The 12355-nt window shown below is 66.3% G+C and carries 14 protein-coding genes; 6 read left to right on the top strand and 8 right to left on the bottom strand.

Translation table 11 applies throughout. From position 1 onward, the window contains the following. Nucleotides 1-18 precede the first annotated feature (18 nt). Complete coding sequence (gene trpA / locus FHY55_RS17065; protein ID WP_140015332.1) at nt 19-810, top strand: tryptophan synthase subunit alpha; 792 nt, start codon at nt 19-21, stop codon at nt 808-810. Nucleotides 811-859: 49 nt separating this feature from the next. Here the strand turns inward: trpA and FHY55_RS17070 are convergent, their stop codons facing one another. Genes FHY55_RS17070 through FHY55_RS17080 form a run of 3 tightly spaced genes read right to left on the bottom strand, consistent with a single transcriptional unit; the run spans nt 860 to nt 3196 of the window. Next, entirely contained in the window at nt 860-1300 is a 441-nt protein-coding gene (locus FHY55_RS17070) for a DUF1801 domain-containing protein (protein WP_140015333.1), read from the bottom strand. Nucleotides 1301-1340: 40 nt separating this feature from the next. Next, the gene (locus tag FHY55_RS17075; protein WP_140015334.1) at nt 1341-2072 is read right to left on the bottom strand and encodes a hypothetical protein; all 732 of its coding nucleotides are present in this window, start codon (nt 2070-2072) and stop codon (nt 1341-1343) included. A 20-nt stretch (nt 2073-2092) separates the two neighbouring features. Next, entirely contained in the window at nt 2093-3196 is a 1104-nt protein-coding gene (locus FHY55_RS17080) for a class II histone deacetylase (RefSeq protein WP_140015335.1), read from the bottom strand. Between the two features lie 35 nt (nt 3197-3231). Here FHY55_RS17080 and FHY55_RS17085 point away from each other — a divergent pair, with 35 nt between their 5' ends. Continuing rightward, nucleotides 3232-3501 (top strand): DUF167 domain-containing protein, encoded by a 270-nt coding sequence (locus FHY55_RS17085; protein ID WP_140015336.1) that lies wholly within the window; start codon nt 3232-3234, stop codon nt 3499-3501. Nucleotides 3502-3578: 77 nt separating this feature from the next. Further along, complete coding sequence (locus FHY55_RS17090) at nt 3579-4961, top strand: NAD-dependent succinate-semialdehyde dehydrogenase (protein ID WP_140015337.1); 1383 nt, start codon at nt 3579-3581, stop codon at nt 4959-4961. On the opposite strand, the gene pth is transcribed toward FHY55_RS17090, so the two are convergent. Then, nucleotides 4962-5663: an aminoacyl-tRNA hydrolase gene (gene pth / locus FHY55_RS17095; protein ID WP_140015338.1), complete on the bottom strand. Its 702-nt coding sequence runs from the start codon at nt 5661-5663 to the stop codon at nt 4962-4964. It lies immediately after the preceding gene. 84 nt (nt 5664-5747) lie between these two features. After that, entirely contained in the window at nt 5748-6389 is a 642-nt protein-coding gene (locus FHY55_RS17100) for a glutathione S-transferase family protein (protein WP_140015339.1), read from the bottom strand. Between the two features lie 73 nt (nt 6390-6462). On the opposite strand from FHY55_RS17100, the gene map reads away from it, so the two are divergent. Continuing rightward, nucleotides 6463-7209 (top strand): type I methionyl aminopeptidase, encoded by a 747-nt coding sequence (gene map / locus FHY55_RS17105; protein ID WP_140015340.1) that lies wholly within the window; start codon nt 6463-6465, stop codon nt 7207-7209. Between the two features lie 16 nt (nt 7210-7225). Here map and FHY55_RS17110 read toward each other — a convergent pair whose 3' ends face one another. Next, entirely contained in the window at nt 7226-8467 is a 1242-nt protein-coding gene (locus FHY55_RS17110; protein ID WP_140015341.1) for a GAF domain-containing sensor histidine kinase, read from the bottom strand. A 145-nt stretch (nt 8468-8612) separates the two neighbouring features. Then, on the bottom strand, nt 8613-9269 hold the full coding sequence (locus FHY55_RS17115; protein WP_140015342.1) for a 50S ribosomal protein L25/general stress protein Ctc: 657 nt from the start codon (nt 9267-9269) through the stop codon (nt 8613-8615). Between the two features lie 129 nt (nt 9270-9398). On the opposite strand from FHY55_RS17115, the gene FHY55_RS17120 reads away from it, so the two are divergent. After that, on the top strand, nt 9399-9839 hold the full coding sequence (locus FHY55_RS17120) for a hypothetical protein (RefSeq protein WP_140015343.1): 441 nt from the start codon (nt 9399-9401) through the stop codon (nt 9837-9839). Nucleotides 9840-9914: 75 nt separating this feature from the next. Continuing rightward, nucleotides 9915-11087 (top strand): MFS transporter, encoded by a 1173-nt coding sequence (locus tag FHY55_RS17125; protein ID WP_140015344.1) that lies wholly within the window; start codon nt 9915-9917, stop codon nt 11085-11087. Between the two features lie 10 nt (nt 11088-11097). Here the strand turns inward: FHY55_RS17125 and FHY55_RS17130 are convergent, their stop codons facing one another. After that, nucleotides 11098-12264 (bottom strand): alpha-hydroxy acid oxidase, encoded by a 1167-nt coding sequence (locus FHY55_RS17130; protein WP_210410504.1) that lies wholly within the window; start codon nt 12262-12264, stop codon nt 11098-11100. Nucleotides 12265-12355: the final 91 nt, after the last annotated feature.

Genomic DNA, 12355 nt, shown 5'->3' on the forward strand with positions numbered 1-12355 from the left:
CACTACCGGAGCCAAGCCATGACCCGCATCGACGACACGTTCGCCCGCCTTACCGCCGAGGGCAAAAAGGCCTTCGTCGCCTATGTCATGGCGGGCGATCCCGATTACGAAACCTCGCTGGAGATCGTGCGCAGCCTCCCCGCCGCCGGTGTCGACATCATCGAACTCGGCGCGCCCTTCACCGATCCCATGGCCGATGGCCCAACCATCCAGCTGGCCGGGCAGCGCGCGCTTGAGGCGGGCATGACGATGGATCGCACACTTGAGCTCGCCCGCGCCTTCCGCGCCGAGAACAACACCACCCCCATCGTGCTGATGGGCTACTACAACCCGATCTACAGCCGCGGCGTCGATACCTTCCTCGCCGAGGCGAAGGAGGCCGGCATCGACGGGCTCATCGTGGTCGACCTTCCCCCCGAGGAAGATGACGAGCTCTGCATCCCGGCGCAGAAGGCAGGCCTCAACTTCATCCGCCTCGCCACGCCCACCACCGATGACAAGCGACTGCCCAAGGTGCTGCAAAACACCTCCGGCTTTGTCTATTACGTCTCGATCACCGGCATCACCGGCTCCGCAGAGGCGAGCGCCGCCGATGTCGCGCCCGAGGTGGCCCGGATCAAGGCGCAAACCGATCTGCCGATCATCGTCGGCTTTGGCATCAAAACGCCCGAAGGCGCGCAAAGCATCGCCTCCGTGGCCGATGGTGCCGTTGTCGGTTCCGCCATCGTCGCGGAGATTGCCGATGGCAAGTCGCCCGCCGAGGTCACCGCTTTTGTCAAAAGCCTCGCAGACGGTGCCCACTCCGCCTGACCCATAGGGCGGGATCTGTCCCGCCAACCCGCCACACAACCGGCCCCGCTCAGCCGCCGTTGTGCTTCTTGCGCAAATGATAGGTCAGCGCCGAGGCAATCAGCATGCCCAGCGCGTCCGGTGACGGCTCGTCCCCCTCCTCGAAGACTACGCCCCGCGTGCCATCAAACCGGAAGTCCGGGTAGAGCGCTTCGAAGTCCGGGATGATCCGCGTGGCGCAGTGGACATAAATGCCGAATCCGCCGCCGCTCTTGGGGCAACCCAGCCGCACCGGCGAGCCCGCGCCCGTCTCGGCAGTGGCATAGCTCGGCTGACCCCATTTCAGGCCCTCCTCCAGCGCCCCCACCCCCGGCGTGGCCTCGGCCACCTCGAAGATCAGCGCCCGAAGCCGCAGAAGCGGCCCGCGCACCGCCTCAGGAAATTCCGCAAAGGCATCCGCCACTTCGGGCGAGGCGAAGGGAGGGTCTGACGGGTTGAGGGGCTGCTCCATGCGTTATCATTCAACGCGTTGAGCAGCCGGGCAAGGGTTTTCAGAGTTGCAGGTGGATATGGTCATCATGCCGCGCCGAGCGGCAGCCCTGAAACCGCATCTTTCCGCCCGCCACCCCGTAGCGGGCCGCAAGGTGCGGCTCGACAAACACCTTGCCCACCCGCGCATCCCGTTTCAGCCAGCCAAGCGCAAAGCGCATCCGCGCGTCATCCAGCGCCATGTCGCGCCACAGTGGCTGAAGCCAGCGCATATTCCACCGCAGGCTCGGCCAGCGGCGCGGGCAATGGCTTGGCCCCTCCTCGAAGGCGAAGTAGCCCAGCGGCGAACGGGTGCGACCGGGCACGTAGCCCGCCGCGTCACGATACCAAAAAGCGAGGTCGGCCTTCTCACCGTCGTCATGGCTGAGATGGGGCAACAGCGGCAGCCCGCTTTCCGGAAAGCCCCCGTCGAGCATCACCGTCACCGTGCCAGGGTGCGCCGCGTCCATGTCGGCAGCCAGATCCTCCAGCAGCGCCCGCAACTCCGGCGTCACGAAGCTGCGGTTCATCGCGCAATAAATCCCCTTGGCCCTGAGCGGCTCACCCCAGCACGGCACGCCCTCGCGCCCGGCCAAAGGTGCGGCCAGCCAAAGCGCCCCCGACAGCAGGAGGTAGAGCCCCCCGAAGGCCAGCCACCGCCGCCGCCGAAACGCCAGCGCCCCCAGCCAGGCCAGCCCGCCCACAAAGGTCAACGCCGTCAGGGCCACGGCGACAAACCCATGCAGGACGGGCAAAACCCACCGTCCCGCCCCCTTCAAAGCCCGGCAGCCTCCGCCTGCTCGGCCAGCAGGCCCTCCACGAAGGCATCAAAGGCCGCTCCAGACTGGCGCGCCTCCAGCGTGGCCTTCAACGGGTCCGGCACATGCACCGACGCGCCCGAAAGCGCCTCCAGCACCCGATGGCCGCAAAACGGCACATGGGCCTCCGAGTAGCCGCCCTCATGCACCATCACCAGCCGCCCGCCGCAAAGCTCACCCGCCAGCGCCTTCACCTGCGCGGTCATCGCGCCGAAGGTATCGGCGGTGCACAGCATCCGCCCCAGCGGGTCCATCGCGCCCGCGTCATAGCCACAAGCCACGATGATGAGGTCTGGTTTGTGGGCGCGGATCGCGGGCAATGCCAGCCGCTCCATCGCCGCCAGATAGCCTGCATGGCCCACGCCGGGTGGCAACGGGATGTTCAGGTTTGCCCCCTCCCCCTTGCCCGCGCCCCTGGCCTCGGCGCCGCCGGTATCCAGCGGATAGTTCCGCTCTTGGTGGATCGACACGGTCAGCACCTCGCCGCGCTCCCAAAAGCAGGCCTCGGTGCCGTTGCCGTGGTGCACGTCCCAATCCAGCACGGCGACCCGGCCCACCCGGCCCTCGGCCAGCGCGGCCTCCACGGCGATGGCGATGTTGGCCATCAGGCAAAAGCCGTTGGCCCAATCGGGCAGGCAATGGTGCCCCGGCGGGCGGCTGAGTGAATATGCATTCTCCAACTCGCCCGCGCACACCGCCCGCACCGCCTCCACCGCCAGCCCGGCCGACAGCGCCGCCACCTCGTAGCCGCCCCGCCCGAACGGCGTGCGCAGCCCCAGCTCGCCACCGCCCGCGTCCGACATCTCCTTGAACGCCTCCAGATAGCTCGCCGGATGCACCCGCAGCAGCTCATCCCGCGTGGCCTCCGCCGCGCCGCGCATTGCCAGTTCCCGGTCGATCCCGCTGACGCTCATCAGGTTTTTCAGCCGCCGCTTGGTCTCTGGCCCGTCCGGCAAGCCGCCTGCACCGGGCTGCACATAGCCGCCCACCGGAAGCGTCAGCGCATAATCGCCCCCATGGTGCCAGAAACACCGCTCATCCCAAAAAAATCCTGTCGCCATCTCGCCCTCCGCGTTGCCCCGTGCCAATCAGTGCCATGGCCAAACCGAGAGTGCAAAAGGGCAGCCTCGCCCACCTCGCCACGCCGGGCGCAACGCTGGCCCTGAAGGTCACACCCAACGCCCGCGCCGATGCCGTTATCGAGGACGCCGGGGGCCTGAAAGTCACCACCACAGCCACACCCGAGGGCGGCCAGGCAAACGCGGCCGTCACCAAGCTCCTCGCCCATGCCCTCGGCATCGCGCCCAGCCGCCTGACCCTCAGCGCCGGTGCGATCTCGCGCAGCAAGACCTTCCGGATAGACTAGCCCGCTCGCCACCCCGTGATGGCACTTTTTCGTCCCCCGCCGCGTTGGCCCTGCAACCGCAAACGACAGGAGCCGACATGAGCGACAGCATCACAACCATCAACCCGGCCAACGGCGACGAGATCGAAACCTACAAGCACATGAGCCGCGAAGAGGCCTTTGCCGCCGTGGATCATTGCCATACCGCTTTCGACGCATGGAAGCTGAAAAGCTTGCCTGAGCGCGCGGCGGTGATCGCCGCCATTGGCGAAGAACTGCGCAAAAGCCGCGACGAGTTCGCCCGCCTGATGACGCTGGAAACCGGCAAGCCGATCACCGCCTCCGGGCAGGAGATCGACCTTTGCGCCGCCATTTGTGACTGGACGGCGGCACAGGGGCCAAAGGAGCTTGCCGACGAAGAGCGCGAGATCGACGGTGGCACCGGCGTTATCACCTATGCCCCGACCGGCGTGATCTACGGCATCCAGCCCTGGAACTTTCCTGCCTACCAAGCGGTGCGCTATGCCATCGCCAACCTGATGGCAGGCAACGGCGTTCTGCTGAAACACGCCGCCAACTGCACCGGCTCTGGCCTCTTCCTGCGCGACGTGATGGAGCGGGCCGGGCTGCCCGAGCATCTCTTCACCGTGCTGATCATCAGCCACGACACCTCCGACGAGATCATCGCCCATGACAAGGTGCGCGGCGTCACCCTCACTGGCTCGGATGGCGCGGGGCGCGTGGTGGCTGCAAAGGCCGCCGAGCACCTCAAGAAAACCGTGCTCGAGCTAGGCTCCAACGACGCCTTCCTCGTGCTGGACGATGCCGACCTCGACCTCGCGGTCAAAACCTGCGTCATGGGCCGCCTCTACAACAACGGCCAAACCTGCGTGGCCGCCAAGCGCTTCATCGTGACCGAAAAGAACTACGACGCCTTTGTCGACAACTTCACCCGGCAAATGGCGGCCGTCCCACCGGGCGACCCGATGGACAAGGAAACCACCCTCGGCCCGCTCGCCCGCGATGATCTGCGCGACAAGCTGCATGACCAGGTGATGCAAAGCGTGAACAACGGCGCAAAGCTGCTCACCGGCGGCGAGATCCCCGATGGCAAGGGCGCATGGTATCACCCCACCGTGCTGGTAGACGTCGCCCCCGGCCAACCTGCCTATGACGACGAGCTCTTTGGCCCCGCTGCGGCGATCATCAAGGCGCGCGACGACGCGCACGCGATGGAACTGGCCAACGACAGCCGCTATGGCCTAGGCGGCGGCATCTTCAGCCGCGATGAAGCCTATGCCCGCGATCTGGCCACCAAGCACTTCGACACTGGCATGGTCTCGATCAACGGCTACTCGCTGGCCCTGCCCAACATGCCCTTCGGCGGCGTGAAAGACAGCGGATACGGGCGCGAGCATGGCGGCTTCGGGATGAAGGAATTCGTCAACGCCAAGTCGCTCTACGTGAAGCAGGCCGCCTGATCAGCGGAACTTGTCGACAAGGCGTTGCAGGGGGCTCTTTGCCGGGGCCTCCTGCGCGCCTGCGTCCTGCTCGGCAGCCTTATCCGCCGGCTTTTGGGCCTCTGGCGCGGCTTTGGGCTTTTTCTCCGGCTTCGCAGGCTGCAAGCGCCGCGCCACCGCGTTCATGAAGCGCCCGGTATCGCCCGCGGCCAGCTCGCCCGCCCCGTCCGACACCCCGCGCAGCATGTCGTCCAGCCACTCGGCATCATGCTTGGGAAAGTCGCGCAGCACCCAGCCGGGCACAGCCTCCTTGCGGCCCGGATGGCCCACGCCCATGCGCACGCGGTCATAATGCGGGCCGATATGCTCGTGGATCGAGCGCAGCCCGTTATGGCCTGCATGGCCGCCCCCCGCCTTGCAGCGCAACTTGCCCGGCGCGAGGTCGATTTCGTCGTGAAACACCGTCACATCCGGCGCGTCGAGCTTGAAGAAGCGCATCGCCTCGCCCACCGACTGGCCCGAAAGGTTCATGAAGGTCATCGGCTTCAGCAGCACGATCTTCTCGGAGCCAAACCGCCCCTCGCTCAACTCGGCCTGAAACTTCGCCCGCCACGGCGCGAAGCCGTGGTCAGACGCGATCCGCTCCAGCGCCATGAAGCCGATATTGTGCCGGTTGCCGGCATATTTTTCGCCCGGATTACCGAGCCCGACCCAAAGCTGCATCGCGTCGCTCCTTTTGCGGGATCAATGCCGCGCCACCGCCCGCGGCGCAACCCGTAGGGTGGGCAATTTGCCCACCACCCGTTCTCAACCCGGCAGCCCTGGATCGCTCGCCACCACCACCGGCTCTTCCTTCACCCGCGCCCACCAGCCAGAGAGCGCCGGAAAGTCACCGAGCATCGCCGCCCCAGCCTCATGGCGGCAAAAGGCATCCACCATCGGCGCAAGGTGGCAATCGGCGCGGGTCAGGCCCTCGCCCAGCACCAGCCCCTCCGCCGCAATCGCCTCCAGCGCGCCCAGCACGCGCGGCGCCACGCGCAGCCCCTCGGCCACCACCTCGGCGCTGCCCTGGTGGCCCTCAGCGGGGCGGAATACGCCGTGCGAAAACACCTGCCGCACCAAAGGCACATAGGCATAGGCATCGACGATCCCGATCACCTGCGCCGCCCGCGCCGCTGGCTGCGCGCCCTCCGGCATCAAGGCCGGGCCGTCAAAGGCGCGGTCCACGTAGCCGGTGATGGCCGCCGTCTCGTAAAGCGTGAAGCCCCCATGCGCCAGCACGGGCACCCGCCCGAAGGGGTTCAGCGCCATCAGCCCGGCGCGCCCGGCCTCGTCAAACGGGTTCACCTCAACCTCCGCGTAGGGCACCCCCTTCAACGCCAGCGCCATCCGCGCCGCCCGCATGTAGACGCTGGAGTGATAGCCGTGGAGCGTGACATTTTCGGCCATGGCAAGCCCTCCCTCTCGCCCCACCCTATCGCTGCCCGCCAGACCTCGCTAGGTTGGCCGCAAAGGAGTGCCCATGACCATTACCCATGAAGACGAGCTCGAGGGCTTGCGCGAGATCGGCCGGATCGTGGCCGAAACCCTCCAAGCCATGGGCCGCGCGCTGGAACCGGGGATGACAACCGCCGAGCTCGATGCACTCGGTGCCGAGATTCTGGAGCGTGAAGGCGCCGTCTCGGCCCCACAGGGCACCTATGGCTTCCCCGGTGCGACCTGCATCAGCATGGGCGACGTCATCGCCCACGGCATTCCGGGTTCGCAGGTGATCCGCGCCGGCACCCTCGTCAACATCGACGTTTCCGCCTCCAAAGATGGGTTTGTCGCCGATACCGGCGCCAGCTTTCGTGTGGGCGATGTGCCCGCCTCGCTCAAGCGGCTCTGCACCGATGGCCGCAAGGCCTGCCAGATCGGCGTGGCGCAGGTGCGCGCCGGGCGGCCCATCGGCGCCATCGGCAATGCCATCGGCCAGTTTGCCAGCAAGCGCGGCTACACCCTTATCCGCAACCTCGCCAGCCACGGCACCGGACGCGCGCTGCACGAATACCCCGAAGAGATCCCCACCTGGCCCAGCCGCGACCGTCGCCCCATCACCGACGGCCTCGTGCTCACGGTCGAGCCCTTCCTCTCCCGTGGCGGCCTCTGGGCCGAGGACGGTGGCGATGGCTGGAGCCTGCTGGCCAACCCTCGCGCCGCCTGTGTGCAATATGAGCACACGGTCGTCGCCACGCGCGGAAAGCCGATCACGGTAACGCTGCCGGGGTGAGCCGCTGGCGGGGCCGTCAGGCCTCGGGCGGGAGGACCGGGAGCGACAGGGTAAAGCTTGTCACCCCACCCGTGCAGTCCACCGCGATGCGCCCGCCGTGGGCCGTGGCGATGGAGGCGGCGATGTGAAGGCCGAGCCCCAGCCCCTCGCTGCGTTCATCCGTCCCTCTCTCGAACGGCTTGAACAACCGATCGCGCACCTCTTCCGGCACCTCTTCGCCGTGGTTGGATACGGCAATGTGGATCACGTTATTCTCGATGGCACCGCGCACCTCCAAGGGTGTGTCGGGCAGGCTGTGGCGCGCCGCGTTGGACAGCAGGTTGGAAACAGCCTGCGCCACCCGCGCGGCATCGCAACTCACCGGCTGACCAAAGGCAAGATCAAGCCGGATTTCCTGCTCGGGCGTGGCGGCGCGTATTTCTTCGACGACGCCCGTGATCGCTTCCGCCAGCGGCGCATCAGGCTCCGCGCTAACCCTTATGCCGCCGCCCAGACGGCTTTTAGCGTGGAGCATGATGTTCTCGATCAAGTCGTTCATGCGCCGCACCGAAGAGCGCATGAGCGAGATCAGCGTGTTGCCCCGGTCACTCAGCGGCTCGTGCCCAAGCTGGCGCAGGCCTGCATCGAAGGCCGCCACCGGGTTTCGCAGGTCATGGCCCAGCACCGCCACGAACTCTTCCTGAATACGGGTCAGCTTGCGCTCATGCTCCACAAGCTCCTCATGCGCCTCCAGCCGCTCCTCGGTTTCAAGGCTGCGGCCGATCAGGTCGGCGAACATTTCAAGCATGGCCACCGCACGCGGGTGCTTGATGTTGCGCGGCACCGTGTCGATGGCACAGAGGGTGCCAAAGAACGCACCGTCGCTGCGCAGGATCGGAATGGAAGCGTAGCTGGCGATGCCGAACTTCAGCGCAATGGGGTGGTTGCGGTAAATCTCATCCGTCGCCACATCGTTGAACACCACCTTCTCGGTGGTTTGCCGCACCGACTGGCAGAAGGTTGACTGGATCTCGATCTCGTCTCCGGCAACAAGGCCGAAGTTGACCTCATCCACCGTCCGGCAGGCGACCCAGCGGTCAGCGGTGACACGGGCCACCGCGGCAAATCGCATGTTGGTGGCCAGCATGACCGTTTCGAGAATGGTGCCCACAAGCTCGCTGGCCGCGAGCATCTCGATATCGGACTGGAAGTCATGGCTTCCGGCCTGAAACACCGCGTGGTCTTGCAAAACAGCAGACCGCTGCACCCCATCGCTCATCGCTCGCCCCCGGTTTCCTGAAACGGAAAGAAAATTTCACAGTGGAGGGATCAACACAATGGCCTATTGTTCTTGGCCCTCGTGATCCCGAAGCAAAAAGGGCGCCCGGTGGGACGCCCTCTTCAATTCGATCCGTCGCGGGAGATCACTCCTCGGCGGCGGCCTCTTCTTCACCAGCGGTCGGCACCTCATCGGCGGCCACATCCTCGTCCTCGTCGTCAGCGGCACGCAGGCCGGAGGGGGCGGAGATGTTGGCGATCACGAAATCGCGGTCGATGGTGGGCTTCGCGCCTTCGGGCAGGTTGATGCTCGAAATGGTCACGGTGTCGCCAATCTCGAGGCCGGTCAGGTCCACGACCAACTGCTCGGGGATGTCACCGGCGGTCACAACCAGCTCGACCTCGGGACGCACCGCGTTGAGCACGCCGCCCTGCTTCAGGCCGGGGGCCGCTTCTTCGTTTTCGAAGGCAACGGGGATGAAGAGGTTGACGCGCGAGGTGCGCTTCAGCCGCATGAAATCCACGTGGGTCGGCAGGTCTTTGACCACGTCGCGCTGCACGTTCCGGCAGATAACGCGCACGTCGTCATGGCCCTCGACCTTCATGTTGAACAGGGTCGACATGAAGCGACCGGCCTTCAGCTGGGTGAACAGCTTGTTGAACGGAAGGTTGATCGGCAGCGGGTCTTCGCCACCACCATAAACGATACCGGGCACCATGCCCGCGCGCCGTGCCTGACGAGCGGCGCCCTTGCCTGTCCCCGTCCGTGCTTCGGCATTGAGATCAGGAATCTGACCAGCCATGTGCAATTCTCCTAGGTTGGTGCGGACATCCTCCAAGGCTGTATGCCCGCGTGAAGGCGCTCCATTAGAGGCCGAGGGGCCATTTGGCAAGGGGTTTTGCACAGGTTTCACCCGGGTTACGACTCCGCCATGCGCCCCTTTCTCAACCTCGCCTACCTCGCCTGCTGCGGCTGGATCACCTGGATTGGCCTATGGTGGCCGGGCAGGGCCAAGGGATTCGTGCCGGGCCCCGCCGAAGGGGAGCCGTTCTACTGCAATCAGCTGATGAGCACAGGCGGCGAGGATGACCTGATGGTGGCTCTTTTTCTTGTCTTCGCCCTGCCCCTCGCGGTGCGGGCGATTGCCATGTTGTTCGCAGGGCCAGGCCGGGCAGAGCTGGCACTCTGGGGCCTCGCCACCTCCCTTGCCGGCTTTGGCCTCTTCCTCGCCTCGCTGGATTGCGCCGCCGTCTTCTACACCGCCTTCACCCTGCCCGCCCCCGGGCTGGCAGCGGCGCTCATCGCCCTGCCGCTCTCAGGTGTCCTTCTCTGGGCCTTGCGTCGTTTCACCAACGACCGGAGGCTTCGATAGGGCAGCCGGCTGACGCGCCTTTCAACCCACTTTGACAGTTGCTTTGGCCTGCATGCCGTGATTGCGATTGCGCCCATGTCGATCCTGCACGCCATAACCCTGTCGCGCCGCACCCTGCCCGCCTTCGCAGCCGAGGGCATCTTCTGGGGCGCCTTTGCGTCTTACACCCCCCAGCTCAAGGACAGCATCGGCGCGGATGATGGCACATGGGGCCTCGTGCTGCTGGTCTCCGCCATCGGCTCGATCTCGGCGATGTGGTTCGCCCCGCGCTTTGATGCACGGCTCGGGCGCATGGCGATGGCCGTGGCCTGCCTCTGGATCGGCCTCGCCTTCCAGCTCCCGATGTGGACAACCTCGCTCGTGCTCTTCACCGCCGCCATGTTGCTGGCGGGGAGCAGCGCCGGGCTGCTCGACGTGGTGATGAACGCCCGCCTCTCTGCCATCGAGGCTAAAACCGGGCGCTCGCTGATGAACCTCAACCACGCCACCTTTTCCTTTGCCTACGGCTCCTCCGCGCTGTTCGCCGGGCTGCTCCGAGATGCCGGCACCGCCCCGCAAACAACCTTTGGACTGCTCGGAGCGCTCGCCCTGCTGCTCGCCGCCGCGGCCCGCCAGCGCGAGTTGCCGCCCCGCGCGCCCGGTGCCCCCGAGCCGCCACGCCGCATCAGCCTGCCGCCCGTGGCCTATTGGGGCGGGGCGATCGTGCTCATCGGTTTCCTCTGCGAACAGGCCACCGAGGCGTGGTCGGCCCTGCATATCGAGCGCACGCTCGGTGGCGGCGCGGCTGAAGGAGCCATTGGCCCGGCCATGCTCGGCTTCACCATGTGTGTCGGGCGGCTGGGCGGGCAATTCGCAACCGCCCGCGTGTCCGAGGCCCGGCTCACCACGCTGGCCGCGCTCGTTTCGGCCTCTGGCGCGGCGCTGGCGGCGCTCGCCCCAACACCGCCCGTGGCCTACCTCGGCTTCGGCGTCCTCGGCCTTGGCCTCTCGGTCATATGTCCGATGGTCTTTGCCCTCGTGGGCCGACTTTCTGCGCCAGAGCAACGCCCGGCGGTGATCTCCCGCGCCGCCGTCATCGGCTACTCGGGCTTCTTCATCGGCCCGCCCTTCCTCGGCGCTCTGTCCGAAGCCGCAGGCCTGCGGGCCGCCTTTCTCGCCGTGGCGCTGCTGCTGGCGCTCGCCCCGCTGTTGCTGATCCCGCTGCGCACTGCGGCGAAGACCGCCGAGGCAACAGCCGCGGCCCGCTGAGCGGCCCCGCTCAGGCCTGCCAGCGCCCGCCAAAATCCTCCGGCACCAGCAGCATGTCACGCCCAAACTGGCCGGGGTTCTGCTTGCCGCAAAGCGCCATCGAGATATCCATCTCCTTCTGAAGCACCTCCAGCGCCTTCTCCACGCCTTCCTGCCCCATCGCGCCAAGCCCATACACGTAAGAGCGCCCGATCATCGTGCCCTTCGCCCCCAGCGCCAGCGCCTTCAAAATGTCCTGTCCCGAGCGAATACCGCTATCCAGCCAAACCTCCGTCTTGCTCCCCACGCGCTCCACGATTTCCGGCAACATCCGGATGCTGCTCAAGGCCCCATCCAGCTGCCGCCCGCCGTGGTTGCTCACCACAATCGCATCGGCCCCCAGCTTCGCAGCCTCCTCGGCATCGTCGCCATCGAGGATGCCTTTCAAAATCACCTTGCCGCCCCACTGGTCCATCAACCGCTTCACCTTGTCCCAGTCCAGCGTCTGGTCAAAGTTCTTCGCCGTCCAGTCATGCAGGGAGCGGGTGTTGCCCACGCCCTTCGCATGGCCCACGATATTGCGAAACTCGCGCCGCTGGGTCTGCAGCATCTTCAGCCCCCAGCGCCACTTGGTGGCGAGGTCCAGCATCACCGGCACGCTCAGCTTGGGCGGCGCGGTGAGGCCGTTCTTCAAGTCCTTGTGCCGCTGCCCGAGGATCTGCAAATCCAGCGTAATCACCAGCGCATCGCACTTGGCTTCCTTGGCGCGGCGCACGAGGTTGTCGGTGAAGTCGGTGTCCTTCTGGGTGTAAAGCTGAAACCAGAAGGGCGCCGAGGTGTTCTCTGCCACATCCTCGATCGAGCAGATCGACATGGTGCTCAGCGTGAACGGCACCCCAAACTTCTCCGCCGCCTTCGCCGCCAGAATCTCGCCATCCGCATGCTGCATCCCGCAAATGCCAACCGGTGCCAGCGCCGTGGGCAGCGCCACATCCCGCCCGATCATCTGGCTCGCCGTCGAACGCCCCGACATATCCACCGCCACCCGCTGGCGCAGGCGGATCTTGTCAAAATCGCTAACGTTCTCCCGAAAGGTCTGCTCCGTCCAGCTCCCGCTTTCGCAGTAGTCATAAAACATCTTCGGCGCGCGCCGCTTGTGGATGCGCTTGAGGTCGTCGATGCAGGTGATCACGGTCATTGATTGGCTCCCCGGAGTGGTCAGGTTTGTTTACCAATCGCCAAAGGGGTAAGGCAAGGCGGCATCAGTCGCCGGCGCGTCCGGGTATTTG

The sequence above is a fragment of the Oceanicola sp. D3 genome (genome assembly GCF_006351965.1).
Taxonomy (GTDB): Bacteria; Pseudomonadota; Alphaproteobacteria; order Rhodobacterales; family Rhodobacteraceae; genus Vannielia.

What these genes read in the sequence shown, in the direction of transcription:
- FHY55_RS17090 (WP_140015337.1), top strand. Translation starts at nt 3,579, where the DNA reads ATGAGCGACAGCATCACAACCATCAACCCGGCCAACGGCGACGAGATC.
- FHY55_RS17085 (WP_140015336.1), top strand. Translation starts at nt 3,232, where the DNA reads ATGGCCAAACCGAGAGTGCAAAAGGGCAGCCTCGCCCACCTCGCCACG.
- FHY55_RS17080 (WP_140015335.1), bottom strand. Translation starts at nt 3,196, where the DNA reads ATGGCGACAGGATTTTTTTGGGATGAGCGGTGTTTCTGGCACCATGGG.
- FHY55_RS17120 (WP_140015343.1), top strand. Translation starts at nt 9,399, where the DNA reads ATGCGCCCCTTTCTCAACCTCGCCTACCTCGCCTGCTGCGGCTGGATC.
- FHY55_RS17130 (WP_210410504.1), bottom strand. Translation starts at nt 12,264, where the DNA reads ATGACCGTGATCACCTGCATCGACGACCTCAAGCGCATCCACAAGCGG.
- FHY55_RS17100 (WP_140015339.1), bottom strand. Translation starts at nt 6,389, where the DNA reads ATGGCCGAAAATGTCACGCTCCACGGCTATCACTCCAGCGTCTACATG.
- FHY55_RS17125 (WP_140015344.1), top strand. Translation starts at nt 9,915, where the DNA reads ATGTCGATCCTGCACGCCATAACCCTGTCGCGCCGCACCCTGCCCGCC.
- pth (WP_140015338.1), bottom strand. Translation starts at nt 5,663, where the DNA reads ATGCAGCTTTGGGTCGGGCTCGGTAATCCGGGCGAAAAATATGCCGGC.
- map (WP_140015340.1), top strand. Translation starts at nt 6,463, where the DNA reads ATGACCATTACCCATGAAGACGAGCTCGAGGGCTTGCGCGAGATCGGC.
- FHY55_RS17070 (WP_140015333.1), bottom strand. Translation starts at nt 1,300, where the DNA reads ATGGAGCAGCCCCTCAACCCGTCAGACCCTCCCTTCGCCTCGCCCGAA.
- FHY55_RS17110 (WP_140015341.1), bottom strand. Translation starts at nt 8,467, where the DNA reads ATGAGCGATGGGGTGCAGCGGTCTGCTGTTTTGCAAGACCACGCGGTG.
- FHY55_RS17115 (WP_140015342.1), bottom strand. Translation starts at nt 9,269, where the DNA reads ATGGCTGGTCAGATTCCTGATCTCAATGCCGAAGCACGGACGGGGACA.
- trpA (WP_140015332.1), top strand. Translation starts at nt 19, where the DNA reads ATGACCCGCATCGACGACACGTTCGCCCGCCTTACCGCCGAGGGCAAA.